Annotated in this window: 32 protein-coding genes; 17 read left to right on the top strand and 15 right to left on the bottom strand. The window is 45.3% G+C overall.

The features are described 5' to 3' along the window. Positions 1 to 21: 21 nt before the first annotated feature. Positions 22 to 1,170: an aminotransferase class V-fold PLP-dependent enzyme gene (locus FD974_RS05965; protein WP_215363330.1), complete on the top strand. Its 1,149-nt coding sequence runs from the start codon at positions 22 to 24 to the stop codon at positions 1,168 to 1,170. Between the two features lie 33 nt (positions 1,171 to 1,203). Here the strand turns inward: FD974_RS05965 and FD974_RS05960 are convergent, their stop codons facing one another. After that, entirely contained in the window at positions 1,204 to 1,866 is a 663-nt protein-coding gene (locus FD974_RS05960) for an FABP family protein (RefSeq protein ID WP_215363328.1), read from the bottom strand. Positions 1,867 to 1,946: 80 nt separating this feature from the next. Between FD974_RS05960 and FD974_RS05955 the strand changes: the two genes are divergently transcribed. After that, positions 1,947 to 2,249, top strand: a complete 303-nt coding sequence (locus tag FD974_RS05955) for a hypothetical protein (RefSeq protein ID WP_215363325.1) — start codon at positions 1,947 to 1,949, stop codon at positions 2,247 to 2,249. Between the two features lie 12 nt (positions 2,250 to 2,261). Here FD974_RS05955 and FD974_RS05950 read toward each other — a convergent pair whose 3' ends face one another. Beyond that, positions 2,262 to 3,230, bottom strand: a complete 969-nt coding sequence (locus tag FD974_RS05950) for a DMT family transporter (protein ID WP_215363322.1) — start codon at positions 3,228 to 3,230, stop codon at positions 2,262 to 2,264. Positions 3,231 to 3,236: 6 nt separating this feature from the next. After that, positions 3,237 to 4,121, bottom strand: coding sequence for an NAD(P)H-hydrate dehydratase (locus FD974_RS05945; protein ID WP_215363320.1), 885 nt, complete (start codon positions 4,119 to 4,121; stop codon positions 3,237 to 3,239). Positions 4,122 to 4,183: 62 nt separating this feature from the next. Here FD974_RS05945 and FD974_RS05940 point away from each other — a divergent pair, with 62 nt between their 5' ends. Genes FD974_RS05940 through FD974_RS05925 form a run of 4 tightly spaced genes read left to right on the top strand, consistent with a single transcriptional unit; the run spans position 4,184 to position 8,226 of the window. Beyond that, a complete protein-coding gene (locus tag FD974_RS05940; protein ID WP_215363317.1) occupies positions 4,184 to 5,599 on the top strand; it encodes an MBL fold metallo-hydrolase RNA specificity domain-containing protein in 1,416 nt (471 codons plus the stop codon). A 10-nt stretch (positions 5,600 to 5,609) separates the two neighbouring features. Continuing rightward, positions 5,610 to 6,467, top strand: a complete 858-nt coding sequence (locus tag FD974_RS05935) for an LOG family protein (protein ID WP_215363313.1) — start codon at positions 5,610 to 5,612, stop codon at positions 6,465 to 6,467. A gap of 22 nt (positions 6,468 to 6,489) precedes the next feature. After that, positions 6,490 to 7,005 carry a hypothetical protein gene (locus tag FD974_RS05930; RefSeq protein ID WP_215363310.1) on the top strand — a complete coding sequence of 172 codons (516 nt, stop codon included), beginning with the start codon at positions 6,490 to 6,492 and terminating at the stop codon, positions 7,003 to 7,005. A 3-nt stretch (positions 7,006 to 7,008) separates the two neighbouring features. Beyond that, positions 7,009 to 8,226 carry an NAD(P)/FAD-dependent oxidoreductase gene (locus FD974_RS05925; protein WP_215363308.1) on the top strand — a complete coding sequence of 406 codons (1,218 nt, stop codon included), beginning with the start codon at positions 7,009 to 7,011 and terminating at the stop codon, positions 8,224 to 8,226. Between the two features lie 21 nt (positions 8,227 to 8,247). On the opposite strand, the gene FD974_RS05920 is transcribed toward FD974_RS05925, so the two are convergent. Beyond that, entirely contained in the window at positions 8,248 to 8,637 is a 390-nt protein-coding gene (locus FD974_RS05920) for a group II truncated hemoglobin (RefSeq protein ID WP_215363306.1), read from the bottom strand. Between the two features lie 112 nt (positions 8,638 to 8,749). Here FD974_RS05920 and FD974_RS05915 point away from each other — a divergent pair, with 112 nt between their 5' ends. Further along, positions 8,750 to 9,274: a hypothetical protein gene (locus tag FD974_RS05915; RefSeq protein WP_215363304.1), complete on the top strand. Its 525-nt coding sequence runs from the start codon at positions 8,750 to 8,752 to the stop codon at positions 9,272 to 9,274. Between the two features lie 55 nt (positions 9,275 to 9,329). On the opposite strand, the gene FD974_RS05910 is transcribed toward FD974_RS05915, so the two are convergent. From FD974_RS05910 to FD974_RS05900, 3 genes are read right to left on the bottom strand one after another with little or no spacing between them, the layout of a single operon-like run. Next, positions 9,330 to 9,566 (bottom strand): TIGR02450 family Trp-rich protein, encoded by a 237-nt coding sequence (locus tag FD974_RS05910; protein WP_215363302.1) that lies wholly within the window; start codon positions 9,564 to 9,566, stop codon positions 9,330 to 9,332. Next, positions 9,556 to 9,861, bottom strand: coding sequence for a hypothetical protein (locus tag FD974_RS05905; RefSeq protein ID WP_215363299.1), 306 nt, complete (start codon positions 9,859 to 9,861; stop codon positions 9,556 to 9,558). The genes FD974_RS05910 and FD974_RS05905 overlap by 11 nt, the downstream gene beginning before the upstream one ends. Positions 9,862 to 9,863: 2 nt before the next feature. Further along, positions 9,864 to 11,447: a rhodanese homology domain-containing protein gene (locus tag FD974_RS05900; RefSeq protein ID WP_215363296.1), complete on the bottom strand. Its 1,584-nt coding sequence runs from the start codon at positions 11,445 to 11,447 to the stop codon at positions 9,864 to 9,866. Between the two features lie 276 nt (positions 11,448 to 11,723). On the opposite strand from FD974_RS05900, the gene FD974_RS05895 reads away from it, so the two are divergent. Beyond that, entirely contained in the window at positions 11,724 to 11,912 is a 189-nt protein-coding gene (locus FD974_RS05895; RefSeq protein WP_028819023.1) for a hypothetical protein, read from the top strand. 73 nt (positions 11,913 to 11,985) lie between these two features. Here FD974_RS05895 and FD974_RS05890 read toward each other — a convergent pair whose 3' ends face one another. The 5 genes from FD974_RS05890 to FD974_RS05870 form a co-directional block, all read right to left on the bottom strand. After that, the gene (locus FD974_RS05890; RefSeq protein ID WP_215363294.1) at positions 11,986 to 12,276 is read right to left on the bottom strand and encodes a DUF1330 domain-containing protein; all 291 of its coding nucleotides are present in this window, start codon (positions 12,274 to 12,276) and stop codon (positions 11,986 to 11,988) included. Positions 12,277 to 12,382: 106 nt separating this feature from the next. Further along, complete coding sequence (locus FD974_RS05885; protein WP_215363292.1) at positions 12,383 to 13,672, bottom strand: DEAD/DEAH box helicase; 1,290 nt, start codon at positions 13,670 to 13,672, stop codon at positions 12,383 to 12,385. A 107-nt stretch (positions 13,673 to 13,779) separates the two neighbouring features. Continuing rightward, positions 13,780 to 14,370 carry a hypothetical protein gene (locus tag FD974_RS05880; RefSeq protein ID WP_215366721.1) on the bottom strand — a complete coding sequence of 197 codons (591 nt, stop codon included), beginning with the start codon at positions 14,368 to 14,370 and terminating at the stop codon, positions 13,780 to 13,782. Positions 14,371 to 14,381: 11 nt separating this feature from the next. After that, positions 14,382 to 14,813 carry a YbgC/FadM family acyl-CoA thioesterase gene (locus FD974_RS05875; RefSeq protein WP_215363290.1) on the bottom strand — a complete coding sequence of 144 codons (432 nt, stop codon included), beginning with the start codon at positions 14,811 to 14,813 and terminating at the stop codon, positions 14,382 to 14,384. Continuing rightward, a complete protein-coding gene (locus FD974_RS05870; protein ID WP_215363288.1) occupies positions 14,810 to 15,253 on the bottom strand; it encodes a GNAT family N-acetyltransferase in 444 nt (147 codons plus the stop codon). The genes FD974_RS05875 and FD974_RS05870 overlap by 4 nt, the downstream gene beginning before the upstream one ends. A gap of 176 nt (positions 15,254 to 15,429) precedes the next feature. On the opposite strand from FD974_RS05870, the gene FD974_RS05865 reads away from it, so the two are divergent. After that, positions 15,430 to 16,011, top strand: a complete 582-nt coding sequence (locus FD974_RS05865) for a hypothetical protein (RefSeq protein WP_251374554.1) — start codon at positions 15,430 to 15,432, stop codon at positions 16,009 to 16,011. 63 nt (positions 16,012 to 16,074) lie between these two features. On the opposite strand, the gene FD974_RS05860 is transcribed toward FD974_RS05865, so the two are convergent. Next, the gene (locus FD974_RS05860; protein ID WP_215363285.1) at positions 16,075 to 16,299 is read right to left on the bottom strand and encodes a molybdopterin-binding protein; all 225 of its coding nucleotides are present in this window, start codon (positions 16,297 to 16,299) and stop codon (positions 16,075 to 16,077) included. A 17-nt stretch (positions 16,300 to 16,316) separates the two neighbouring features. Next, positions 16,317 to 17,141 carry a substrate-binding domain-containing protein gene (locus FD974_RS05855; RefSeq protein ID WP_215363280.1) on the bottom strand — a complete coding sequence of 275 codons (825 nt, stop codon included), beginning with the start codon at positions 17,139 to 17,141 and terminating at the stop codon, positions 16,317 to 16,319. A 74-nt stretch (positions 17,142 to 17,215) separates the two neighbouring features. Here FD974_RS05855 and FD974_RS05850 point away from each other — a divergent pair, with 74 nt between their 5' ends. The 4 genes from FD974_RS05850 (at position 17,216) to FD974_RS05835 (ending at position 19,765) form a co-directional block, all read left to right on the top strand. Then, complete coding sequence (locus FD974_RS05850; RefSeq protein ID WP_215363277.1) at positions 17,216 to 18,241, top strand: substrate-binding domain-containing protein; 1,026 nt, start codon at positions 17,216 to 17,218, stop codon at positions 18,239 to 18,241. A gap of 78 nt (positions 18,242 to 18,319) precedes the next feature. Continuing rightward, positions 18,320 to 18,712: a cytochrome c5 family protein gene (locus FD974_RS05845; protein ID WP_215363274.1), complete on the top strand. Its 393-nt coding sequence runs from the start codon at positions 18,320 to 18,322 to the stop codon at positions 18,710 to 18,712. An 8-nt stretch (positions 18,713 to 18,720) separates the two neighbouring features. Continuing rightward, positions 18,721 to 19,008: a SemiSWEET transporter gene (locus FD974_RS05840; protein ID WP_215363272.1), complete on the top strand. Its 288-nt coding sequence runs from the start codon at positions 18,721 to 18,723 to the stop codon at positions 19,006 to 19,008. A gap of 64 nt (positions 19,009 to 19,072) precedes the next feature. Continuing rightward, the gene (locus FD974_RS05835; protein WP_215363270.1) at positions 19,073 to 19,765 is read left to right on the top strand and encodes a fumarylacetoacetate hydrolase family protein; all 693 of its coding nucleotides are present in this window, start codon (positions 19,073 to 19,075) and stop codon (positions 19,763 to 19,765) included. 14 nt (positions 19,766 to 19,779) lie between these two features. Here FD974_RS05835 and FD974_RS05830 read toward each other — a convergent pair whose 3' ends face one another. Next, positions 19,780 to 20,553 carry an enoyl-CoA hydratase/isomerase family protein gene (locus tag FD974_RS05830; protein WP_215363268.1) on the bottom strand — a complete coding sequence of 258 codons (774 nt, stop codon included), beginning with the start codon at positions 20,551 to 20,553 and terminating at the stop codon, positions 19,780 to 19,782. A gap of 75 nt (positions 20,554 to 20,628) precedes the next feature. On the opposite strand from FD974_RS05830, the gene FD974_RS05825 reads away from it, so the two are divergent. The 4 genes from FD974_RS05825 (at position 20,629) to FD974_RS05810 (ending at position 24,194) form a co-directional block, all read left to right on the top strand. Further along, positions 20,629 to 20,787: a DUF5993 family protein gene (locus FD974_RS05825; RefSeq protein ID WP_215363265.1), complete on the top strand. Its 159-nt coding sequence runs from the start codon at positions 20,629 to 20,631 to the stop codon at positions 20,785 to 20,787. After that, positions 20,784 to 21,347, top strand: coding sequence for a disulfide bond formation protein B (locus FD974_RS05820; protein WP_215363263.1), 564 nt, complete (start codon positions 20,784 to 20,786; stop codon positions 21,345 to 21,347). Before FD974_RS05825 ends, FD974_RS05820 begins: the two co-directional genes overlap by 4 nt. Before the next feature lie 76 nt (positions 21,348 to 21,423). After that, the gene (locus FD974_RS05815; protein WP_215366715.1) at positions 21,424 to 22,374 is read left to right on the top strand and encodes a tripartite tricarboxylate transporter substrate binding protein; all 951 of its coding nucleotides are present in this window, start codon (positions 21,424 to 21,426) and stop codon (positions 22,372 to 22,374) included. Positions 22,375 to 22,499: 125 nt separating this feature from the next. Then, positions 22,500 to 24,194, top strand: a complete 1,695-nt coding sequence (locus FD974_RS05810; protein WP_251374551.1) for a hypothetical protein — start codon at positions 22,500 to 22,502, stop codon at positions 24,192 to 24,194. The last annotated feature ends 9 nt before the right edge of the window (positions 24,195 to 24,203 follow it).

Raw genomic sequence — 24,203 nt, 5'->3', positions numbered from 1 at the left:
ATGATTTACTAGGAAATTACTATGCCAGGCTTACTCCCCAATGTTGATCCAGATGGTTTATTAGAGTTCTCGGTGGTTTATACCGATCGCTCCTTAAACCACATGTCTGAGCAGTTCAAAAAAGTCATGGTGGATATTTCTAGCGTCTTGAAGGATGCTTATAACGCTAGCTCGGCTGTCATTGTTCCTGGTAGCGGAACTTTTGGTATGGAAGCCGTTGCCCGCCAATTTGCAAACAATCAGAAATGCCTCGTAATACGTAACGGCTGGTTTAGTTATCGCTGGACGCAGATTTTTGATCTTGCCAATATTACCCAGGACATTACTGTTATCAAAGGCAAGCAGTTAGAAGATTCGACACAGGGTGTTTTTGCGCCAGCTCCGCTTGAAGAGGTGGTGGCTTTCATTAAAAAGGAAAAGCCTGCTGTAGTTTTTGCTCCTCATGTTGAAACATCCGCTGGAATTATTTTGCCGGATGACTATCTCAAGGCGGTTGGTGAGGCAGTGCGTTCTGTTAATGGTTTGTTTGTACTTGATTGCATCGCTTCTGGTGCAATGTGGGTGGATATGAAGGCATGTAATGTGGACGTCTTGATTACTGCGCCTCAAAAGGGTTGGAGTAGCTCACCTTGCTGCGCATTGATTGCTCTTGGCGATCGCGCTCGCGAAAAGATTGATGCTACACAAAGCAGCAGTTTTTCAATGGATTTAAAGAAGTGGTTGCAAATCATGGAAGCTTATGAAAAGGGCGGTCATGTTTATCACACCACGATGCCTACAGATGCCCTCAAAATTTTGCGCAATGTCATGCAGGAAACCCAATCTTTAGGTTTCGCTAACCTGAAACAAAAACAACAAGAGTTGGGCGAGAAAGTCCGCGCTTTGTTAGTTTCTAAGGGCTATCATTCAGTTTCGGCTAAAGGCTATCAGTCCCCTGGCGTGGTAGTCAGTTACACCAAGGATCCGGATATTCAGTCTGGTAAGAAGTTCATTGCCCTAGGTTTACAAACTGCTGCAGGCGTGCCATTGCAGTGTGATGAGCGTCCTGATTTCCGTACTTTCCGCATTGGTTTATTTGGCTTGGAAAAATTAGCTCATGTAGACCGTACGGTTGCCCTCTTAGAGGCTGCCTTAGAAAAAATTACTGAAACTGAAGCTCAGCCAGCGTAATGAAGGGCATCGCTTAGTGAATTTAAAGCCGTCTTAGGACGGCTTTTTCATTGCCTCTAAGGCTAGCGGATTGGGAGTCGCTTCTCCCACTTTAGTAAGTACATTGTTATCTAAATGGTGAAAGGGTTCAGATTGACCCGCAATCATCATGACGGTATCTTGCTCATAAGACCAAGTGCCATCATCCAAAAAGCTCACCATGATGCGATATTCGATTGTCTTAAAAGCGTAGTTCAGAAAAGGACTGGAAGAAATCCCAGCAGTAGGATCATCAATTTTGGCAATGCACTCAAACTGTGTTGCCTTGGCGGATGCTTTGCCAGTTGCCATGGTGATCATGCCGCGGGGAATGGAGAGGGTATGCACGATTAAATTGGTTGCAGGTTCCCATAACCAATAACCCACTTGATCATGATAGGTCTTGACTTGATCGGGTTTGGTGATGTGTAGGTGATAGCGCAAACCATAAAATAATTGCGGGCCATTAGTTTGGGGGTCAATAGGTTGCATTTCAATACGCTCTGTATAGACCTGTTTCTTCGGGCCTTCCGCTTTGGGCTTGATATCCAAACCACGTTGTCCCTCCCAGATACCCGCTAACTTAGTGAGGGGGCCTAAATTTTCCAAAGTATTGATAGAGTAATTTTGTGGCTCTGTATAGATATCTGTGGGAAAGGGATTGGCAATGGGATTCATATAAAGGCTTTAATAAATGACGGGTATAGGATGCATTATTGAGTATGATCAAATTATCCACAAACCTATTGGAGCCCCTCATGAATTTGCCTTCCCCCAAACTAATTCTCTCTGCTTTTATTGCTGCGACGATAGGTTTTGCGCCCTTATCGGGAGCGATTGCTCAAACTACTCCTGCTACCCCTCCAGCTGCCTCTCCAGAGATGCCGGCTCCCGCTGCTCAGCCAACTGAGCCAGCCGCCCAGAAGAAAGCAAAGAAAAGGGCGAAGAAAGATAAAAAGGCCGATAAGAAGGCCAAGAAAAAGGCTAAGAAAAAATCCAAGCCAGCACCAGCACCTGCGGCTGCACCAGCATCGGCTCCAGCATCAGCAGTAACGCAGTAAACCTTCGTCGATTTAATTTAAGGGGTCAGCGCTATCGACGCTGGCCACCTTAGATGGGTTGGTTTTGGAGGAATCATTGCGCACGAGAAGCCACATGGCGCCTATCACCAAAATCATCCCCCCAATTTGCAAGAGCGTAATCGGTTCTGATAAGACCGCCCATCCCATAAAGAGCGTTGATACTGGACCGAGTATTCCAGCTTGCGCAACCAAAGGGGAGCCAATGCGATTAATCGCAATCATGATGAGCAACATTGGAATAACGGTACATAGCGCAGCATTGAGTAGGCTAAGCCAATAAATTTGTGGGGCTTGAGTAAAAACTGCCATTGGGTCATAGAATAAAATTTGAATGACGCTCAGCAAGGCCGATGCTGAGCTGGCATAGACGACCATTCTGACGCTGCCAACCCGCTTGACCATTTCACCGGATCCGATCATATAGATTGCATAAGAGCAGGCGCTCGCAAAGACTAAGCCCATGCCTAGTAAGGCGGTAGATCCAGTAGAGCTTGCATCTTGAATGAATACGATGATCACGCCAAGGTAGCCCACAATGAGGGCATACCATTGCAGGCGAGTAATGCGCTTATTTAAAACAAAGTAAGAGATTAACAAAACAATCGTAGGCGTCAGATATAAAACGATTCGCTCTAAGCCAACTGAGATATATTGCAAGCCCAAAAAGTCTAGATAACTAGAAAAGAAATAACCCAAAAATCCTAAGATGAATATCTTCACTTGGTCCGCTAGGGAGAGACGACTCATCGTTTGTCGACGTGCTTGCCACCAGTAGATTGCCCAAAAGAGTGGAAGTGCCATCAACATGCGTAAGGCAATGATGGTTTCAGCATTAGCGTTATAGGTAAATGCGAGTTTGACCAAGATCGCTTTGCCAGAAAATAATACCGATCCCAGTCCGGCCATCAAAATGCCATAGAGATAGCGACGATGCTGATGCGAATGATCTTGTGAATGCATGCTGCTTTATAACAGCTTGTTGAGAATGCTCCGCATCTCCATAATGACCTCAGATGGGGTAAGTCCAATCGGCCCCACTTGTTTTGCAACCAAGCTATCTGCTGCACTAGCGTGGAGTTGCACGGCTACGCAAGTCGCCTCCCATAGTGTCAAATTGTGACGAAGTCCCTGGGCGGCAATGGCAGCAATACTACCTGTCAGGACATCTCCCATGCCGCCAATTGCCATTCCGGGATTGCCCTGCATACAGCGCACTGCACTGTATGTGGGCGAAGCAATTAAAGTATGTTGACCTTTAAGGACAACAATCGATTGGGTTAGGGTAACTAGCTGAGACAAAGCGTGCATGCGATCTGCTTGAATGTCTTTAGGACTCTTGCCGAGCAAATGCGCCGCCTCTCCCGGGTGAGGGGTAATGACGCAAAGACCAGGATTGAGTTGGTTGCGTTTTAATAAGAGCGCTAAAAATGCCGGTGTATCCGCTATTACATTGAGGGCATCGGCATCAATCACAAGTGGTACCGATGGATATTTGAGAGCTGCTTCAAGCCAGCCCTTGGCAAGGGCAGAATAACCAAGCCCGGGTCCTATGGCAATGAGGTCGGGGTTCGTATCAGCTAGTTGCGTTTGCGCATCAAAGCTAGCTAAACGAATCATGAGTTCAGCTTGCTCTGAGATAGCATGCGCTGAGGCGGGATCGAGCATTTCTAGAATGGTCCAGCCAGCACCCAAATGAAGTGATGCATTACCAGAAAGCAATAGGGCGCCTGCCATACCGGGTGCACCGCCAATGAGGAGCACCTTACCAGCATGCCCCTTATGTTCGGATGGAGCTCTTTTAAGGCGACTAATGAGATCTAGCGACTGCAATTCATTGGCTAACTTATCCATGCTACTAGTATCGCTTTCATGATTGTTCTATCAAGCCATTTTATCGGTAGTATTCTGTGACTATGCAAATACAATTTCTCGGTGCAGCTGGAGAGGTTACTGGATCAAGACATTCAGTAGAAGCCTTGATTAAAGGGCGAACTGTTCGCTTCATAGTCGATTATGGGATGTTCCAAGGTGGCCGAGAGGCCAGCAGTAAAAATTTGGAGCCATTGCCATTTTCTCCCAAAGAGATCGACTTTATTGTGCTTACCCATGCACACATTGATCACAGTGGTTTATTGCCAAGGCTGTGCGCACAAGGATTTACCGGCCCTATTTACTGCACTGATGCTAGCTTAGAGCTATTAAAGATATTGTTGCCAGACAGCGCCCACTTACAGCGCGCTGATGTAGAGCGTGCCGTGCGCAGACAAAAGGCAGGAAAGTGGCGCGGTGAGTTACCAGTAGCACTCTATTCAATGGAAGAAGCTCAGCTTGCGCTAGATCAGTGTGAAGCTCTCCCGTATGGAAAATTGCTGAGCCTGTTCGATGGTATAGATCTTGAGTTTCAGAATGCGGGGCATATCTTGGGATCAGCGATTGCCGTCCTCGATATCACCGAAGATCATGCGCAGAAAAAACGCTGTGTTTTCTCGGGCGATATTGGTATGAAGGGTAAGTTACTCATGCCAGACCCTACATTGATTTCTCAGGCAGATGTCGTAGTGGTTGAGTCTACGTACGGTGATCGTCTGCATAAAAATTTAGAAAATACGGAGGCTGAGTTAATTGATGTCATTACCAACACCTTAAATGCGCGTGGCAACATTGTCATTCCGGCATTTGCTGTTGGTCGTACGCAAGAGATTCTGTTCTTACTGATTGATCTTGTGAAAAGAGGTTTATTACCTCACCTCAGTATTTGGGTGGATTCACCTATGGCAACTGCAGCTACCCACTTAACTCAGCGCTTCTTTGAGCAGCTCGATACAGAATCTCAGACGACCTTTCAGTGGTACCAGAAAAATCCGAGCGCAGTGGATTTACGTTTTATTGCTGATGTAGAAGAGTCTAAGGCGCTCAATAAGATCAAAGGCGGCGCAATTATTATCTCTGCTAGTGGCATGTGCGATGCCGGCAGGATTGTTCACCATTTGCAAAATAATTTACCCCGTTCACAAAATGCCATCGTCATTACCGGCTTTCAGGCTTATGGCAGCTTAGGTAGGCGTTTGGTAGATAAAGCAGCCAAAGTGCGACTCTTTGGCGAAGAAGTCCCTGTTAGGGCATCTGTCCATACTATTGGCGGTTTATCAGCCCACGCTGATCAAGCTGGCCTATTAGATTGGTTGCGAGGTTTCCAGTCTGAACCCAAAGCGGTATTTGTCGTTCATGGAGAGCCTGAAGCTTCTGCTGTTCTAGCCCAAGCAATTCGTGATGATCTTGAATGGAATAATGTAGTTGTTCCTGAGCGTTTGCATACCTATTCTTGTTAAGGATTGTGAGATGAGTTCAAAGCTGCCGATTAATAATTCTCAAACCATTACTGATTTTTTGAATTTACAAAAAAGCCAATTGGCTGAAGAAAGTTCTGAAGATTCGTATAAATTCGCCTTTGATGATGAAGCCTTTTTAGCGCGACGAGAAACCCTAGGATTGCGTTTCCAACTAGAGTTATTAAAGCCTGAAATTTTGCTCCATGAACGCGGCATTGACCATACGATCACTGTTTTTGGTTCTACACGCTTTATAAGTTCAGAAACTGCCCTGCAAATGGAAAGGGAGGCTAAGACACCCGAGGCTCTTGCCATAGCTAAAAAAGCCTTATTACATAGTAAATACTATGATTCGGCGAGAGAGTTTGGAGCGCTAGTGGCGCGATATAACGCCACGCAGGCAGAGGACCGCAATAAACTCTACATTGCAACTGGGGGAGGGCCAGGCATTATGGAGGCAGCCAATCGAGGGGCATTCGAGGCTGGGGATAAAACCATTGGATTCAATATTAGTCTGCCCCGTGAACAGTGCCCCAATCCCTATCTCACGCCTGGATTAAGTTTCCGCTTTCACTATTTCGCCATTCGTAAGATGCACTTTATGCTCAGAGCACGGGCAATTTTGGCTTATCCCGGCGGTTTTGGATCTTTTGATGAGCTCTTTGAGGCTTTGACTTTGATGCAAACAAAGAAGGTTGATCGATTTCCGATTATTTTGGTCGGACGAGATTTTTGGTGTGAGACGATTAACTTTCAGAATATGCTCAATCAAGGTGTGATTGACCAAGCGGATTTAGATCTCATTCATTTTGTGGAAACTGCGCCAGAAGCGTGGGAAGTCATTCGCAATCGCTACCAATTGGGATGAGGGTCTGTAAAATAAGCGCAATATGAGCATTTCCAGCGCCATCCCACTCACTACCGAATTAGACCTGCCGGCCTATCTATTCGGCATCGCCATGCTTCTTGTGGTGATGTTGATTCACGGAATTGCGCTAGTACAGATTGCTAAGCGCTACGAGGTAAAGTCATTTTTATATTTAGCTGAGCATCGCTACTCAGCGGTAGCTTTTGTTTTTTACCTCAGCGTGCTGTGTTTGTTTTTAATGCATATCTTTGAAATTATTTTGTGGGGCGTATCGCTTTGGCTCTTTAAGCTTCTGCCAAATTTAGGTGAAAGTATTTTATTTAGCGGCAGTACTTATACGGCTATGGGATTTATGGATGATTTGCTGCCCAATGGTTGGAAGATGCTCGCTGTCATCATTGCCTTTTCCGGCATGTTTGCTTTTGCATGGACTGCATCCGTCATGATCTCCATGACCAAAAACTTTCGTCAGGCTTATACGCGTCGGCATATGGAAAAGCTTAAGCTGCCTGCGGAAGTTATTGAGCGCTTTAAGTAAAGCATGAGTAAAACATGGGATGCCGTCATTATCGGTGGCGGGGCAGCTGGTTTGTTTTGTGCCGGAGTAGCGGGGCAGCTAGGAAAAAAAGTGCTGGTCTTAGACCATGCTGAGGTTTTAGGAGAAAAGATTCGGATTAGTGGTGGTGGGCGATGTAACTTCACTAACCTACATAGTAGCCCAGCTAATTTCTTATCCCTTAATCCACACTTTGTAAAAAGTGCTTTAGCGCGCTACTCCTCTCAAGATTTTATTAAGCTCGTTCAGACCTACCGCATTGCTTATCACGAGAAACACCAAGGCCAGTTATTTTGTGATGATTCAGCAAAGCAAATTATCGACATGTTGATGGGTGAGTGCGCTAAGGGAAAAGTGCAGATTCGTCATCCAGTTGTGATTAATGCCATCTCTCATGAGGCTGGTGAGTGGCTTATTCAAACGGATGGCGGTGTTGAGCATAGCCGGTCTGTGGTGATGGCTACGGGGGGCTTACCTGTTCCCGCCATTGGTGCGACAGCTTTTTCTTTAGATATCGCTAAGCAATACGGGCTTCGGGTCATTGATCCGCGTCCAGCTTTAGTACCTTTGTCTTTCACCTCAGGTGAATTTGAGAATCTCAATGCGCTAGCGGGCCTGAGTCTGCCAGTACGTATTGCTGCAGGCTCAAAAGGGGATCGTTATGGGGCATGCCGGTTTCATGAAGACTTGCTATTGACCCACAAAGGCTTATCAGGCCCTGCAGTACTACAAGCGAGTAGTTATTGGGCAGAAGGAGAGGCGATTCATATTGATTGGCTAGGCGCCGTAGAGGCAAATGGCCAATTTAACTGCGATGATCTTTTTAATCATGAAGACAATCGCTTAAAGCTCACTGAAAATATTCTCGCATCGGTGATGCCGCTGCGATTAGCTAAGGCATTTGCTGAGCAAAAGAATTTGCTTGGTCGTAAATGGGCAGAGGTCTCCAAAAAGGATCGTCAAGCACTCAAAGAGCTCATTACCAACTGGTCAGTAAAACCCGCAGGTACTTTGGGTTGGAAAAAAGCAGAAGTGATGTTAGGTGGTGTTGATACGAAGGAGCTTGATGGTCAAACTATGATGTCTCGCAAGCATCCTGGACTTTACTTTATCGGGGAATGCGTAGATGTGACTGGCCATCTTGGAGGTCATAACTTTCAGTGGGCATGGGCGAGTGGCTTTGCCTGTGCTCAGGCAATATAAAACAAGTGATTTAATTAAAAATCAGTTCGGCTGATTTCTCATCCAGTCCGCAGTATTGAAAAAAGACTCTTCGAGTTTTGCGCCTAATTCACCGGTAATCCCACACTCTTCCATTGCTTGGAACATACAGGCTAGCCATTGATTACGCTCCTTGAGTCCAATCTTAAAGGGAAGGTGGCGCGCTCTTAATCTGGGATGTCCATACTGAGGCGAGTAAATATCAGGACCACCTAGCCAGCCAGATAAAAAGAGTTTGAGCTTTTCCCGCGAATTTGAGAGGTCTTGAGAATGCATGGCGCGTAACTCTGCAAAAGACTCTTCAAGGGCCATCAAATCATAAAAACGATCTACCAATTCATCGACTTTTTGAGAGCCGCCAATCAGTTCATAAGGGCTTTTTTGGGTGTCCATACGGTAATTTTATGACTAAATTGCTTGGTAATTGGAATTGTCATGATTTCGGTATAGAGTGGAAGTAGAGATTTACCAAGTGACAACCTTATTTTGAACAAAGGAGAAAAGCATGGACCACAAAGAAATTCAGGCATGGCAACAAGAGAAGGCAAAAGAGCTTTTTACGTATTCTCATAAATTGCTAGATGCCGCTAAGGAGTTAAGTGAATCCCATTTGGCAGAAATTCAATGGGGCATGAAAAATGCCTTGGAGAGCGCAAAGTCTGCGGCTAAAAATGACCTTAATAAGTTAAAAGACTTGCAAGAAGAAGCGGCAAAAGAGACAGCAAAGCGTGTTTCTGTTTATCAGAAGAAAGTAAAGTCTGTACTAAAGGATCTTGGTGATGATGCCGCTGATGAAACCGAGAAGCATTTGGAGAAGGTGCGCAATTCTTTAGTCACTTGGCTGGAAGATGCTGAAAGCAAAATTCCAGGTCAAGCTGATAAGCTCTCTAAGGTTGTGCATGAAATGTCTACCGCTGGGCAAAAGATGTTTAAGGAAGGTAGAAAGATTGTGAATCAAGTAGCTGATGCTGCAGAGAAAAATATTGAAGAGCATCTTCATAAGACTGCTGCTAAGAAAAAACCGAAGTAATCTTTTGGTCTTCTATGAGCAAATGCAAACCGCCTACTTGTTGTAGGCGGTTTTTTTATAGCCATCCTTGGCGCCAAATTGCTCCATCTTGCAATTCGCGCCATGGAATAATCTTTACCGACTGGTCAAATACAGCCTCAATCTCGACATGCTCAATGGGAGCATCAGGCAATTCTGGCGTGATGAGCTTGCTCACTAAAAAGTGCTTCCGCTTCTTGATCGGGTGAACGGCAGTCCACTTACTAAGCAGTAATTTTTTCGGACTAAGTGGGTTTTTATCTTTAAAGGGCATTGCATTGAAAGCTTGCGCCATTACTAATAAGGTCACCACTGCTAGGAATAAATACCTTGCTGGAGTCCTGAGGCTGAGCAGGGCACTTTAAATCAAAATAGCTTTTGGGGCCAAGACTGCCACAAAAATCAAATTGTTGATTCTCAAAAGACATTTGTGCTTGCTTCAGAATCATGGTGTGCTTGCTCCCGCTAGCATCTTTGCAAGACCATGTGGTGTAGTCTTCTCGACCGCAAGCGCTAATGCTCGTCACCAATATTAATGCGGGGATGATTAATGTTAGTGAGCGAGACATTCTTATAGGACCCAAAAGTGATGTGTCCCATCTTTGCCCAACTGTGCTACGAGTCCAAACTCCCAATCTAAATACGCTTGCATGGCAGCTGGATCAACATTAGTACCTTCATAAGGGCGCTTATATCTATCGAGTGCAGGTGACGCTAGATTGCTAGGGCCTTTTTCAAGCTCTAGTCCTGCGTTTGTCCATGCCGCATTCCCACCACTGAGAACGAATACTTCTGCATTGCAGAATGAGGAAAATTCTTGCGCAGCAAAGAGGCTTAACTCAGCAGGTCCACTGGACAGGACATAGCGCTTTGCAGGGGGTAGATTGCCAATATCCTGTGCTAGTTGTGAGCGCAAAATGAACCAGCTACCTGGGATGTGGCCCTTCACATAGTTAGCATGAGTGCTCAAGTCGACTACGACGGTTAGTTGATCTGTTTTAAGCCAAGTCTCTAATGTCTTTAGATCAACAGCATTGCTCTTAGGGTGTGTTGGTAGGGAAGGTTTCCATGCACCTTTTTCGGTTAATTGCGCCTCTGTGATGCCGTCAAGCACATATACATCCCAGCCCATCTGCGCCAACCAGGAGGCAGGCATATTGGCGCGAACACCACCTGGATCGGCTAATACAATCCGCGCACCCCTAACAGGAGCAACCATTTCAGTTTCCTGGACCAATTGTCCGCCTGGGGTAGACCTAAAGCCTGGTAAATGACCAGCTTCGTATTCCTCAGGCGTTCTTGGGTCAAAGAAGTAGGTGGTGCGACCGGTCTGTGACTGCCATTGCGCAAGGTCAGAAATTGTTGCTCGCTTCACGCCAGCCTGATCAGCAACACTTCGTGCACGCTGCGCCGCTGTATGTGCGGTAGATTCGCTCACTTCAGAAAAGCGACGACTCGCACCTTTATCTAACTCTTGACCCGCCAAAGTCCAACCAATAGTGCCATTACGTAAAGCATTAACCTCATTGGGGATGCCAGCGTTTATGAGAGATTGTGTGCCGATAATGCTGCGGGTTCTTCCAGCACAGTTGACGATTACTTTCGTTTTAGGATTAGGGGCAATTTCTGGAAGACGTAACACCAACTCGGCACCTGGTACGCTGATGCCCGTTGGAATACTCATAGTTTGGTATTCATCAAAACGACGCACATCCACTACAACCACATCTTCATTATTGTCGAGCAACTGCTTTACCTCTTGCGCTGACAGTGATGGGGTGTGTCTTTTAGATTCGACGAGCTCACCAAAAGATTTGCTAGGGACGTTTACATCCCTAAATACTTCTCCGCCAGCTGCTTTCCAGGCACTAACGCCACCACCAAAGACTGAAACATTTGCGTACCCAAGTGCTTGGAGTCGCTCCGCAGCAAGTTGTGCAAAACCCTCACCATCATCTAAAGTAACAATATCAACATCTTTCCTAGGGAGCTTGCTATAGGCATCTATTTCTAGGCGAGAAAGTGGAAAATTGGCAGCAAATAAGGGATGCTCTTCTGCATGAGGCCCTTCTTCGCGAACATCTAAAAATGCCAGATCTTCCTTGTTGAGTAATTTATTGCGTACAAATGCGTAATCTTTATTTTGGATGGACATAATTGTTTTTCGTAATGGGCTCTCATCAATCGGTCAGTGCGCCGGCTGTTTTAATAGTGAACTAAAACCCCCAATGTAGGGGTTTAGCGTCAAAAAATAAGGGTATTTGTGATTTTCATGTGTGTCTCCAGTGTTTTTTAGTATTTTTCATATTTTGGAGGATATTTGCCATCTAAGCGTTATCCCTTATTTCACCCCATATTTTCATTACTTTTTCTGGGGATATACTGATTACGCTGTTGGTATTGAACATTTATTTGATTGATAGGAGACAAGATGTCACAACACGATACATTGTTAGCTGCTTTTGAAACTTACAAAGCAGAGAACGAAAAGTTTATTGAAAAGGGTATTAAGGCTTCGGCTGCACGTGCTCGTAAGGCCCTTCAAGAAATTGCTGGCGCATGCAAAGAGCGTCGTAAAGAAATTACTGCAGCTAAAGAGGCGATGGAAGCCAAGAAGTAATTCTGCTTGGCAGTTCCTGACAGTTTTTAGTTGCAAAACAAAGCCTAGCCCTCAAAAGGAGCTGGGCTTTGTTTTATTCGGAGACTGTAAATAAGGTGAGCTTCATCGCTTTACTTCTCACCGGTACTAAGTTTTGATATTGGGTGCTAGTAGACCAAGCAGTTGCACTTGCCAGGTTTGGGAATTCTAGTTCAACAACAGCGTCAAACGGCGCGCATGCCAGTTCGTTCCATAGTGGCAGATTGGCTTTGCCACGATAGGCTACTACACCCCCGTATTGCTCAACTGTTTGACCCACTTGACTGCGATACTCTTCAAAGGCATGAAGGTCATTAAGTTGGATGAGGCCAATTACTTTAATCATCTTGTATCCCCAATGGCATATTGCTGCGAATAGACTTCTCTTGAGGGCTAAAAGGAATTAGCTCTCTGACTGGGCTGTCATTTTGCCTCTTGTTAGCTTATCAAAATTAACGGTTAAAACTCCTTTTGGGCGCGTTACCATTTTTACTTGCAGGCTTGCTCGCACGATTGCCACTATTGCCAGCGCCAGCGGGGCGAGGTTTTCTGGACTGTTGGTGCTGTTGGCTTCGCAATTGAATTGGTTGCGCTACTGCATTAGGATCAGGTTCAAAGCCAGCAATGACTTCTTGAGGAAGCTTTTGCTTAATTAATGTTTCAATATCCCTGAGCATTTGATGTTCATCGACGCAGACTAAAGAAACGGCCACGCCATTTGAGCCGGCCCTACCGGTTCTACCAATTCGATGTACATAGTCCTCAGAGACATTTGGCAGATCATAGTTGACTACATGGGGTAGTTGGTCAATGTCAATCCCACGAGCCGCAATATCCGTCGCGACTAAAACCGTAATTTTTCCATCCTTAAAATCGGCCAAGGCTTTCGTGCGGGCGCTTTGACTCTTATTGCCGTGGATGGCCATACTGGTAATGCCATCTTTTTCTAATTGGGTGACCAATTTATTGGCGCCATGTTTAGTACGAGTAAAGACAAGTACTTGCTTCCACTGATTGGTGCTGATGAGATGAGCCAATAGAGGATGTTTTTTAGTTCTATCTACTGGATGAATGAGCTGTGCAATTGCTTCATTAGCACTATTGCTACGGGCTACCTCAATCAACTCAGGCGAATTCAGTAAACCATCCGCTAAGGCTTTAATCTCTGCAGAAAACGTCGCTGAGAATAAAAGGTTTTGACGTTGCTTTGGCAGGGCAGCCAAAATCTTTTTAATATCGCGCAAAAACCCCATGTCTAGCATACGATCAGCTTCATCTAAGACGAGGATTTCAATGGCACTTAATGACACACAATTTTGAGACATGAGATCGAGCAAGCGCCCCGGGGTAGCAACCAGAATATCTAGGCCAGCCGCAATGGCTTTGATCTGGGGATTGGCACCAACTCCACCGAAAATCACCGCAGACTTTAGGCCAGTATATTTTCCATACGTTGTTACAGACTCTTGTACTTGAGCGGCTAATTCGCGAGTCGGGGTCAGGATTAAAACCCGTAATTGACGCTTGCCTGAACTAGCCTTAGGGCTAGTGGATAAGCGTTGCAAAATTGGGAGGGTAAAGCCAGCGGTTTTGCCTGTACCCGTTTGCGCTGCTGCAAGAAGGTCGCCGCCTTTTAATACTGCAGGAATGGACTTTGCTTGAATGGGGGTAGGGCTGGTATAGCCTTCCTCATTAATAGCGCGAAGAATGGATTCGGATAAACCAAGATCTGTAAATAACATAGGAGCCAATAGAAAATTGGCCCGTATTCAATTAAACGACTATCCCGGCCAACGGGGTGAGCTGCCACACTTCAAGTGATTGCAGTAAGAGCGCTTATTTTAAGCTATCAAGCGCTCTTGGTGCTCATATTCCAAAGGTTAGGACTCACGCTGTTGGCATATCCAGAGACAAATAATTTTTCAGCCCCAGTAGTCGGTTCAAATACTGCACGTTGAATACGTCCAATATTGCCACCGTACACATGAATACTAATCGAGGCTTGATCATCTAAATCATTGGCTACTACATGAATGTCATGGGTATTGGGAGATACCGTTGCCACCTCACCAGGTTTGCAGACGCTAGATTCACCAGGTTTCAAGCTACCATCGGCCTGGCGATAGTAATTGGCACTGCGCTCTTGGCCGCGAAGCTGGCCGACCATGCCCCACACAGTATGGTTATGTACTGGCGTTTTTTGGTTTGGCCCCCAAACAAAGCTCACAACAGAAAAGCGATCAAGTGGGTCTGCGTACAGTAAGTACTGCTGATAGTAATCAGGATGTGTTTTGCAAAAATCTGCGGGCAGCCAATCATCTTCGCGAACTAGCGCCTCCAAAAGCATCTTCCCTTTTGAAAAAATAATCGCTTCACTGGGCTGCTCTTCTAGCAACTGTGCCATGCCTTTGACAAAGGTTAGTAATTTTCCTTCTTGCATATTCATCTCCATTATTCTGAAGTTGGCTGATCAGCGGTAAACAGCCAATCTGGAAAAGCTTTAGGTTTGAGTGTAATAGTATCGACACACACAATATGTAGTAGGCCGCTAGCAATGAGCTCGGGATCAGCGCTATCGCTGATGCGTGTGGCAGTTTGTTTGACAGAAATTTGTGTGCGACCACGACGCTCAATGACTTGATCAATGCTCAATAGGTCATCCAAGCGGCCAGGTCGATGAAAGTTCATAGTGAGCTCACGCACCGGAAGCAATATACCGTGCTCATTAATTAGTTTGGTCGGACTTAAGTTGCGGTCTTGTAACCACTGGGAACGACTTCGCTCAAAGATCTCTAAATAGCGTGCGTGATACACAAAGCCTGCTGCATCCGTATCGGAGTAGCAAACGCGAAAGAGAAAAGGGGTGCTTGAAATATTACTCATAAATTCTGATCTAAGGTAAATATATGAAGAATCATATCGCGATGGGGTATTCCGGCTTCATCATAGGGCTCGCCTACAGCCTCAAATCCAAATGGTTCGTAAAAAGAAATGGCTGTCAGTTGCGCATGGAGTGTCAGCTGTGTCAGACCTTGCTGCCCGGCTTGCCCAATGAGAGACTGTAATAGCAGCTTGCCAAACCCTTTACCCCGATACGCTTTTAATACTGCCATGCGACCAATACGCCCCTCCTTTGGGCTCAAAATCACTAAGCGGCCTGTGCCAATGCATTTTGATGCCTGGTAGGCAAGGGCATGTTGAGCCTGATAATCAAATTCATCAAGCTCTAAAGCTGCTGGGACCCCTTGCTCTTGAATGAATACCGACTCACGAACGAAGTAGGCTTCGCGCTGCGCTTCTTGCCAGTTTTTAATCAAAATCATGTGAATGATGGGGCTTATTGAGAGTGAGTAGGGTGGAATGCACTCAAATGTAGCAAAAATCCCTGCTAGGCCATAGCATTAGCTCTAGGGCTTAGAAAGGATGCCTATCATGGGTACAATGAATTGTGATGTTCATTTTTAGAACATTTCTTTTAAACCTTTATTTGGGAGTTATTTTGAAGAAATCTTTACTTGCCTCATTAATTGCATCCATTGGTGTATTTGCTGCGGGCTCAGTAGCCGCTCAAGCCCCGGCTAAGATGCTGCCACTGGCAGCTGAAGCAATTGTTCTTAGCGCAACTGTAGACTCTGTTGATGTTCAAAAGCGTATCGTTGTTTTGCGTGATGCCAATGGTAACTTAGCGCAGATGAACGTTGCTAAGCAAGTCAATGACTTGGATAAAGTAAAAAAAGGTGATTTATTTGTTGTTGAGCACGCACAAGCGATTGCTGTTGGCTTGGTAGCCGCACCTAAAGGTGCTAAGCCTGGAGTATCTGGTGTCCGTTCTGTTGTGATTTCTGGCAAAGGTTCTGCTAAGCCATTCGAAGAAACAACCGATACAGTTTATGCCACCGTTAAGATCAGCACAATTGATGCGCAATCACGTGTAGTGACATTTACATTGCCATCTGGTGAGAAGCAGAAGGTTAAGGTAGATAAAAGCGTTCTTGGTCTTGAGAAATTCAAGTCTGGTGATGATGTCATGGTTGAGTTTGTGGATGACACTGCCATTGGCTTTGTAGCAGGTAAGAAATAAGCCAGCAGTATTTAGTAATAAAAAGGCCCGCTATGCGGGCCTTTTCTTATTGCATCAAGAGATTTAAGCTTCTTTAGCAATCATCACATCTGATGCCTTAATGATGGCCCAGGCTTGATCACCGGCCTTGAGCTGTAATTCATCAACCGCTTCATTGGTAATGGAGGCAGTCACAATGTGGCCACCACCAATATCAATCTTGACGTGTGAAGTGGTTTGACCCATCTTGAGCTCAACTACCTTGCCTTTGAGGGTATTTCTAGCGCTCAGTTTAACTTTGAGTTCCATCACATTTCCTTTGTTAATTATGGTTTTGCATTCGGGAAGAAGAGTTGTTCACCATTAATTTTGTACATGGCTATCACATCTTGACCATCTTTAGAGGTAATCCAGTCGATGAAAGTCTGACCTGCTGCTTTTTTGACGTGCGGGAACTTGGCTGGGTTCACTAACATGATGCCGTATTGATTAAATAGCTTTGGATCACCTTCCACCAGAATCGCCAAATCACCACGATTCTTAAAGTTCAACCAAGTGGCGCGATCGGCCAAGATGTAGCCATTCATGGCAGAGGCGGTGTTCAGAGCAGGACCCATACCTGAACCTGTTTCCTTATACCAAGTCATGCTTGGAGTAACTTGGATGCCAGCATCCTTCCAGTAGCGTAACTCAGCAGCATGGGTACCACTTTTGTCTCCACGAGAAACAAACGGCGCTTTAGCAGAAGCGATTTTTTGAAAGGCCGCCTGAATATCTTTACCGCCACCAATTTTGGCGGGATCCGATTTAGGCCCAATCAATACAAAGTCGTTGTACATCACTTCATTGCGCTTAGTAGAATATCCTTGAGCAACAAATTTATCTTCGGCAACTTTATCGTGTACGAACACAACATCCGCATCACCACGACGGCCAATATCTAATGCTTGCCCTGTGCCAACGGCAACTACTTTGACATCGATGCCAGTCTTCATCTTGAAGATTGGCAACATAAATCCAAAGAGGCCGGATTGTTCGGTAGAAGTTGTTGAGGAGACGACAATACTTTTTTCTTGGGCGCTAGCTTGGGTGCTCAAGAGGGCAAAGGCTGTCAGCGCTACAGTGAATATTCGATTCAATGTCATTTTCATTTTGGTTCGCTTCCTAGGATAGGTTCGGTTAAGATTTGTCATATTACAAAACATGAATATGCAAAAAATTACATATGAGAATTCAGATTCGACCCACTCTTGTATTTGGCGGTAAGAACGCTAAAGACCCCGCAGTAGTCGATTTGGTCTGGTTAACTAGCCTCTTAAAGGATATTGAGCACGGTAAAACCTTAATGTCTGCCTGCAAAAAGATGGGCTTGTCTTATCGCAATGTTTGGCAAAAGCTGAATGATGTCGAGCAGGCCTTGGGTTTTAAGCTCATTGATCGGGTCAGGGGGCATGGCTCGCAGTTATCTGAGTATGCTCAATATCTCATTCAATTTACGGATGATTTTGATCAAAAGACCATGAGACTGGGGCAGAGTAGTCTTGCCCATTTAGAAGAGGGTTTTTCTCAATTTAGGGTCAAGGCCAAAAAACAGTGGCGTCTGGCAAGTAGTAGTGATCCCGTCATTCACAGATCAGTAATGGAGATCGGTGGCTTTGAACTCATTACAGCAGGTTCCGGTGAGGCTCTTGAGCGTCTACTCAACTATGAAGTAGATATTGCTGGGTTTCATATTTCGGATCCATCGAGCTCGCAGGTAATTGCTAAGCGCTTAAAGTCAGAAGGCATGCAAATCTTCCCAGTGATGAAGCGAGTCCAGGGATTCATGGTTGCAAAGGGTAATCCCCTGGGGATTACTTCAGTGAAAGATCTGGTGCGGTCGCGCATTCGCTTTATCAATCGCCAAAAAGGATCGGGTACACGTCTTCTCTTAGATACCCTACTGAAGAAGAATGGTATTCAGGCTGAATCCATTAAAGGCTATGTCAATGAAGAGTTCACCCATTCGGCTATCGCCATGTCGATTTTGGCTAAAAAGGCTGATGTGGGTATGGGGGTTAAAAGTGTGGCAATTGAAAATGGCCTAGATTTCATTTACCTCAAAGATGAATTCTTCTTTTTAGCAATGGGAGAGGAATTGGCGAGCAATAAGGATGTGGCTAAATTGATTCGGAAAATTCGCAGCTTATCGAGCGATATTCCAGGCTACAAATCAGTGGGTCTTAAACGTCAAATTGCAGGCTGGCTCTAAATCATCCCATCTTCTATACCTCTCGATGAAAAATAGGCTAAATTAATAGAATGATCATTTCTGCTCAATGAGGTTCCTATGAAACGCATTACCTATCCTTTGACTTTGGCTGTTTCCATGGCAATTCCTGCTATTGCTTTTGCAGAGCTCGGTGAGAATACCTATAAACAGGTGTGTGCTGCTTGCCACAGCTCTGGGGTTTTGAATGCACCTAAGGTTGGCGATAAAGCAAAGTGGGCTCCTTTGATAGCGGAAGGGCAGGTTACCTTGACTGCACATGGTTATGTAGGCGTGCGGGGTATGCCAGCAAAAGGGGGAAACCCAAACCTCAGTATTGAGAAATTCTCAGATGCTGTGGTTTACATGGCCAATAAGTCTGGCGGAAACTGGAAATCGCCTGACGCAAATACTCTGGCAGCCATTAATAAAGAGATTGAGGCGCGCAAAGCAAAGCTGAATAAAAAGCCATAGATTTCTGTATGAATCTTGAGCCGCACTATGTTGAGCTATTGGGCTATTGCGCAGCCTTCTTAACGACGATTGCCTTTTTGCCTCAAGTGATTCGTTCCTGGAAGACTAGGGATTTATCGGGGATTTCTTTGGGCATGTACAGCCTTTTCACTTCGGGGGTTGGACTATGGCTTATTTACGGTCTCATAATTGAAAAGTGGCCTTTGATTCTGGCTAACGCCCTCACTTTTTTGCTTTCCCTAAGTATTTTGATGCTTAAAGTTAGTACCAAGACGCCCCCTAAAAATCCTGAATAGAAGTAATGTCATAATCCATCGCATTCAGTCTTGAATACATACATCCTTACCCGAAAGGCAGTTCATGAGCACCGCATATGTGATTGATCCATCACCAATTCCTTCTTTGCCAGTGGTAGGCGATTCACGCCGTTTTGCTGTGAACCGAATTTATTGTGTTGGGCGGAACTACGCAGATCATGCGCGTGAGATGGGGCATGATCCAGATCGCGAGCCACCATTCTTTTTTATGAAGCCAGCTAACTCTATTGTGGCTGATGGTAAGGATATGCAATACCCCAATCTTTCAAAAGATGTTCATCATGAAGTGGAGATGGTCGTTGCGATTGGCAAAGGGGGCGCTAATATTCCCGCTGATAAAGCACTCGAACATGTATATGGTTATGGCGTAGGTTTGGATATGACTCGTCGTGATCTCCAAGGGGAAGCAAAAAAAATGGGTCGCCCTTGGGATACGGGTAAGGCTTTTGATCAATCCGCCCCTTGCGCTGCGATTACTCCTGTAAGCCAGTGTGGTCATCTGGATCAAGGCAGAATTGCCTTATTAGTGAATGGCGAAGTGCGTCAAGAAGGCAACTTAAACCAATTGATTTGGAATATCCCAGATACGATTGCCTACCTATCCACCTTATTTACTCTTGAGCCAGGTGACTTGATTATGTCTGGCACGCCAGCTGGCGTTGGTCCTGTGAAAAAGGGCGATGTTCTTGAGGGATCGGTTGAGGGCTTAACACCAATCAAGATCAATATTATTTAATCTCTACTAAATCGCTATTTACCAAGCCACTTTGGCGGCCGTCCCGCTAGAAAGGCATTAACCCCTTCCTTGAAGTCAGCGCTGTTATAGGTTTCTCTCATCAGTGCCGTACAGTCTGGCAGATTGCTTTCTAGTAAGCGAGCTAAGGAGAGCTTGCTAGATTTTTGAGTAATGGGGGCAAGTGTTACCAATTTATTAGCTAAGGCATTGGCCTGTTCTGTAATTTCTGTTGCCAGAGCCAATTGATAGAGATAACCCAAATCCAATAACTCAGGCGCTTTAATCAGTTCAGCGCTAAGTAGCATCCGTTTGAACATCGGCACACCTAAATGGGCAGTAAGCCAGGAGACATTATTGGGCGATAAACCATTCCCCAATGTTCTTGCAATCGGAATTCCAAACTTCGCATCGGCAGTGGAGATTCGAAAATCACATGCCGTCGCAATTAATAATCCACTACCAACCGCTAAGCCTTCAATGACTGCAATGGTTGGAATGGGGAGATGTTGCAATGAATGAAAGATGGCATCAACCGCCACTTCATAAGCTTCATCCTCCTGAAGGGCAACAAACTGCTCAATATCGCTACCAGAAACAAAAGCTTTATCGCCAGCGCCTCTAAAAATGGCTACTCGAATAGCTGGGTTATTGGCTAGCGAATCACATATATGCTTGAGCTCTTCATACATTGGCCATGTCAAAGCATTGCGTGCTGCCGGATTATTGAAGGTAATGGAGGCGATTTGGCCATCAAGGACTAAATCAACGCAGGGTGGGGTGCTATTCATGACTTCATTCTATACAAATGACCCTGATAAAGACTTGTTTTCTGTTCCGCACCCTAGCTGCGATAGAATTCAAGTATGTATATGTTTCTACCTTTTCTGACGGCATTCATCGGACTGATCCTCGTCTGGTTTGAGAAGCGGATGGCTGGTTTAGTCGTGCTCGCGATTACTGTTGGAATTCTGATTTTTTGGTTCCGCATTCATGCGACTGATCATCTGAATATTAGCCTGTGAGTAAGCTTTCTTTTTCCTCTTTAGCTGCTTTAGGCAATCAGTTAGCCTTACTAGCCATTATTGGCATGTTGTCCTATGCCTTCGTTGATCAACTCTATTTTGGTGAGCTGCCTTGCCCATTGTGTTTAATGCAACGAATTGGCTTTGTCATCATTGGTTTTGCTTTGGTATTAAATATTCGCTGTGGTGCGCATTCTTCTCATTATGGTTGGGGAATTATTGGTGGCCTTGTAGGCATGATGGTTTCCTTGCGCCAAGTCTTCCTGCATATTTTGCCTGGCGATAAAGGTTTTGGTGCGACATTTTTAGAATTGCATTTTTATACTTGGGCGTATGTCGGCTATGTTGGTCTTATCGCTGGCTTAGCCATTTTATTAATGTTGCCAAACCGTGAGGTCCGTTCGCGCTCTCTGTTTGCCAATGCACTAGTCATTATTTTTATCCTGTTGGTTTTTGCCAATCTCGTGTCAACTCTTTTAGAGTGTGGCATCGGCCCTTGCGCCGATGATCCAGTGAGGTACGATGGCTGGCTATGGTTGCGTGCCCGTTTTGGTTTCTAAAGCATTGACTCTGATATCGATGTGTTTTTCTAAGGCAGTAAGGTGCCTGGTCATCGCATTGCTGTCGTCAGTGCTGATGACTGCAGCGCATGCCCAAACTCAAGCTTCAGAAAAGCAGAATATCTCGTGGCCCAAGCAGGCCATTCGAATTGTGGTGACTTTTACGCCTGGTGGAGCGCCCGATATTTTGGCGCGCGTGTTGGCTGAGAGTTGGCAGCAAACTTTAGGTGTGCCCATTTTGGTTGATAACCGGCCAGGATATGGCGGCAATATTGGCGCAGATCTTGTTGCTAAAAGCGAGCCAGATGGCTATACCTTATTGATAGGTACGGTTGGCATTCATACGATCAATGGTGCCTTGTATGAAAAAATGTCCTTTCATCCGATTCAGGATTTCACGCCCATTAGCTTTCTAGCGAGTACTCCCAACGTATTGGTTGTAAATAAAAGTTTGGGCGTCAACAATTTGCGTGAACTGATTGAGTTGGCTAAAGCAAAACCTAATGAGCTCACCTTTGGATCTTCTGGGGTTGGCACTTCCTTGCACATGTCGGGTGAGTTGTTAAAAGAAATGACTGGCGTACAAATCCGGCATATTCCTTATAAGGGAAGGGCGCAATCCTTGCCTGATTTAATTAGTGGCCGCATATCCATGTTATTTGATAATCTTTCTTCGTCCTTGCCATTGATTAAGGCGGGCGACATTCAGGCGCTAGGTGTCACGACCCTAAAGCGATCTCCAGTTGCCCCAGAAATTCCGACGATGGCAGAGCAGGGTTTACCGGGTTTTGAGGCAACCTCTTGGTTCTCCTTGATGGCTCCCGCGAATTTGCCAGCCGCCGTACAAATGCGTCTTAATGCCCTGACACGAGAAACCCTCAATACGCCCGAAGTAAGGAAAAAACTTCTTACTAGTGGCTTAGATCCCGCCCCCGGTAGCCCCCAGGAGCTCTCTAAGCTCATGCAAGTGGAAAGTAATAAATGGGGTAGAGTGGTTTACAAATCTGGCGCAAAATTAGAGCAGTAGCAGATCCAATAATTACCTCCATTTCATTGAATAAGTACTCCATTTCACGCCCTATTTATAAAGTAGGACTCGTATTGAGTGTGTTGCTGTTATTTGGTTGCGCTACGCAAAACCAGCAGTTAAAAATGAATGATTCAAAGGAGCAATTTAAGAATGGTGATTTGCACAGCACCGTTGCCACCATTCAAACTGCCTTTAAAGATAAAAACACCCTTTACTACATGGAGCTTGGGGGAGTTCAACGGCTACAAGGTTCGGCTCAAGTTGCGAATAGCACACAAAGTCTGCTGGCCGCGGATCAGTTAGTTGGTCAATGGGAAATTGATACCACCGATAAGCTAAAGCGCTCTTTTTCTAATATGGGCGCTTATGTTTTATCCGAGGGGTTCTCAAGCAACTATGATCCCAAGCCTTATGAGGTGACATATCTGAGTCAAACATTGGCGCTAAACCATCTTTCTCAAGGTCGCTGGAGTGATGCGATGGTAGAAGCCAAAAAGATGGCTCAACGTGAGAAGGTGATTGAAGAATTAATTCAGGGCAAGGTGGCTGCTGTCTCCAAGACTGAGGAAATACAGCAAAACAATCACACGACAAGAGGGGCTACTAGCCGTATTCAGGACATTAACGGTTACCCAATTAATTTATTAGATGATGAAGAGACTCGCGCTTTAAAGAATTCTTATCAAAATCCTGGGGCCTATTATTTATCGGGTTTTATTCATGAATCTCAAGGTGAGGCAAGCCTTGCCGCACCAGGTTATCGTTTGGCAATTGAACTAAAACCATCAGTAAATTTTTTCAAGACCAGCATTGCAAAATTGGACTCTAATATTGCTGACCAAAATAAGAAAAGCTTTGCTGATACATTGATCATTATTGATACTGGATATCTTCCAAAGATCGCGCCACATCGAATTAGTCAAACCTTTAATTTTGGTGGAAATTCTAAGTTAATGACTTTGACTTTTCCGGTGATTGAGCAGTCAACTGAGCGCTTTACGCCTACCCTAATCCAGGTGGGTGATAGGGTTGCCAATCCTGAATTGGTTACCAATTTGGAGGCGATGGCGCGGAAAAATTTGCACGATGAGATGCCGGGTTATGTTCTAAGAGCCAGTTCAAGAGCATTAGTTTCCTTGGCTGCCCAGTATGCTGCTGATCAAGCAGCTCAACAAGCCGCTAGAAGAAATAATCAGAATGGCCAAAACAATACCGCGGTAATCATTGGTGCAATTGCCGGATTGATTACTGGCTACGGCCTGCAAGCTATTAATGTAACGGATGTGCGACATTGGTCTACATTGCCAGCGCAAACCTATATGGCTAGAATGGGGCTTCCAATAGGCCCAAATGTACTCAAATATAGGACTCCTTCAGGAGTTATCCTATCTCAAACCGTCAACCTAGTTGGAGGGTATAACGTTATCTACATACGTATGTTCAGAAATCGGGCCACAATTCTTACTTCTAATGATCCTGTAGTCTTACCCAATGGAGGACAAGTCATTAAGCCCGCTGACATTGCTATTGGACCAGATCAATCTGCTTCAAGCCTTGCTCTACCTACGCAGCCAACTGCCGTAAAGCCAAATGAAGGTGTTTTTGAGGGTTTTAAGAAATTGATTGGCGGCTTTATGGAATCAAAGCCTGAAGAATCCGTTGTAGCGACTCAAGCTGTGTCACCCGCATCTACCCCTAACCTTGCGCTTGAAGCTCAAAGTGCTGATAGTCCCTCTGCTGCAGGCGGTAAGATTGAGGATGCAAAGCCACAAGAGTCACCCAATCTGCTAAATAGTCTTCAGCAGCTTTTTAATTAGGAATCTGAG

It is taken from the genome of Polynucleobacter sp. es-EL-1 (genome assembly GCF_018687975.1).
In the GTDB taxonomy this organism is placed as follows: domain Bacteria; phylum Pseudomonadota; class Gammaproteobacteria; order Burkholderiales; family Burkholderiaceae; genus Polynucleobacter.
Note: the sequence above shows the minus strand (reverse complement) of the source record. Positions and strands in the feature narration are given on the sequence as shown.

What these genes read in the sequence shown, in the direction of transcription:
- FD974_RS05965 (WP_215363330.1), top strand. Translation starts at nt 22, where the DNA reads ATGCCAGGCTTACTCCCCAATGTTGATCCAGATGGTTTATTAGAGTTC.
- FD974_RS05960 (WP_215363328.1), bottom strand. Translation starts at nt 1,866, where the DNA reads ATGAATCCCATTGCCAATCCCTTTCCCACAGATATCTATACAGAGCCA.
- FD974_RS05955 (WP_215363325.1), top strand. Translation starts at nt 1,947, where the DNA reads ATGAATTTGCCTTCCCCCAAACTAATTCTCTCTGCTTTTATTGCTGCG.
- FD974_RS05950 (WP_215363322.1), bottom strand. Translation starts at nt 3,230, where the DNA reads ATGCATTCACAAGATCATTCGCATCAGCATCGTCGCTATCTCTATGGC.
- FD974_RS05945 (WP_215363320.1), bottom strand. Translation starts at nt 4,121, where the DNA reads ATGGATAAGTTAGCCAATGAATTGCAGTCGCTAGATCTCATTAGTCGC.
- FD974_RS05940 (WP_215363317.1), top strand. Translation starts at nt 4,184, where the DNA reads ATGCAAATACAATTTCTCGGTGCAGCTGGAGAGGTTACTGGATCAAGA.
- FD974_RS05935 (WP_215363313.1), top strand. Translation starts at nt 5,610, where the DNA reads ATGAGTTCAAAGCTGCCGATTAATAATTCTCAAACCATTACTGATTTT.
- FD974_RS05930 (WP_215363310.1), top strand. Translation starts at nt 6,490, where the DNA reads ATGAGCATTTCCAGCGCCATCCCACTCACTACCGAATTAGACCTGCCG.
- FD974_RS05925 (WP_215363308.1), top strand. Translation starts at nt 7,009, where the DNA reads ATGAGTAAAACATGGGATGCCGTCATTATCGGTGGCGGGGCAGCTGGT.
- FD974_RS05920 (WP_215363306.1), bottom strand. Translation starts at nt 8,637, where the DNA reads ATGGACACCCAAAAAAGCCCTTATGAACTGATTGGCGGCTCTCAAAAA.
- FD974_RS05915 (WP_215363304.1), top strand. Translation starts at nt 8,750, where the DNA reads ATGGACCACAAAGAAATTCAGGCATGGCAACAAGAGAAGGCAAAAGAG.
- FD974_RS05910 (WP_215363302.1), bottom strand. Translation starts at nt 9,566, where the DNA reads ATGCCCTTTAAAGATAAAAACCCACTTAGTCCGAAAAAATTACTGCTT.
- FD974_RS05905 (WP_215363299.1), bottom strand. Translation starts at nt 9,861, where the DNA reads ATGTCTCGCTCACTAACATTAATCATCCCCGCATTAATATTGGTGACG.
- FD974_RS05900 (WP_215363296.1), bottom strand. Translation starts at nt 11,447, where the DNA reads ATGTCCATCCAAAATAAAGATTACGCATTTGTACGCAATAAATTACTC.
- FD974_RS05895 (WP_028819023.1), top strand. Translation starts at nt 11,724, where the DNA reads ATGTCACAACACGATACATTGTTAGCTGCTTTTGAAACTTACAAAGCA.
- FD974_RS05890 (WP_215363294.1), bottom strand. Translation starts at nt 12,276, where the DNA reads ATGATTAAAGTAATTGGCCTCATCCAACTTAATGACCTTCATGCCTTT.
- FD974_RS05885 (WP_215363292.1), bottom strand. Translation starts at nt 13,672, where the DNA reads ATGTTATTTACAGATCTTGGTTTATCCGAATCCATTCTTCGCGCTATT.
- FD974_RS05880 (WP_215366721.1), bottom strand. Translation starts at nt 14,370, where the DNA reads ATGCAAGAAGGAAAATTACTAACCTTTGTCAAAGGCATGGCACAGTTG.
- FD974_RS05875 (WP_215363290.1), bottom strand. Translation starts at nt 14,813, where the DNA reads ATGAGTAATATTTCAAGCACCCCTTTTCTCTTTCGCGTTTGCTACTCC.
- FD974_RS05870 (WP_215363288.1), bottom strand. Translation starts at nt 15,253, where the DNA reads ATGATTTTGATTAAAAACTGGCAAGAAGCGCAGCGCGAAGCCTACTTC.
- FD974_RS05860 (WP_215363285.1), bottom strand. Translation starts at nt 16,299, where the DNA reads ATGGAACTCAAAGTTAAACTGAGCGCTAGAAATACCCTCAAAGGCAAG.
- FD974_RS05855 (WP_215363280.1), bottom strand. Translation starts at nt 17,141, where the DNA reads ATGAAAATGACATTGAATCGAATATTCACTGTAGCGCTGACAGCCTTT.
- FD974_RS05850 (WP_215363277.1), top strand. Translation starts at nt 17,216, where the DNA reads ATGAGAATTCAGATTCGACCCACTCTTGTATTTGGCGGTAAGAACGCT.
- FD974_RS05845 (WP_215363274.1), top strand. Translation starts at nt 18,320, where the DNA reads ATGAAACGCATTACCTATCCTTTGACTTTGGCTGTTTCCATGGCAATT.
- FD974_RS05840 (WP_215363272.1), top strand. Translation starts at nt 18,721, where the DNA reads ATGAATCTTGAGCCGCACTATGTTGAGCTATTGGGCTATTGCGCAGCC.
- FD974_RS05835 (WP_215363270.1), top strand. Translation starts at nt 19,073, where the DNA reads ATGAGCACCGCATATGTGATTGATCCATCACCAATTCCTTCTTTGCCA.
- FD974_RS05830 (WP_215363268.1), bottom strand. Translation starts at nt 20,553, where the DNA reads ATGAATAGCACCCCACCCTGCGTTGATTTAGTCCTTGATGGCCAAATC.
- FD974_RS05825 (WP_215363265.1), top strand. Translation starts at nt 20,629, where the DNA reads ATGTATATGTTTCTACCTTTTCTGACGGCATTCATCGGACTGATCCTC.
- FD974_RS05815 (WP_215366715.1), top strand. Translation starts at nt 21,424, where the DNA reads ATGACTGCAGCGCATGCCCAAACTCAAGCTTCAGAAAAGCAGAATATC.
- FD974_RS05810 (WP_251374551.1), top strand. Translation starts at nt 22,500, where the DNA reads ATGAATGATTCAAAGGAGCAATTTAAGAATGGTGATTTGCACAGCACC.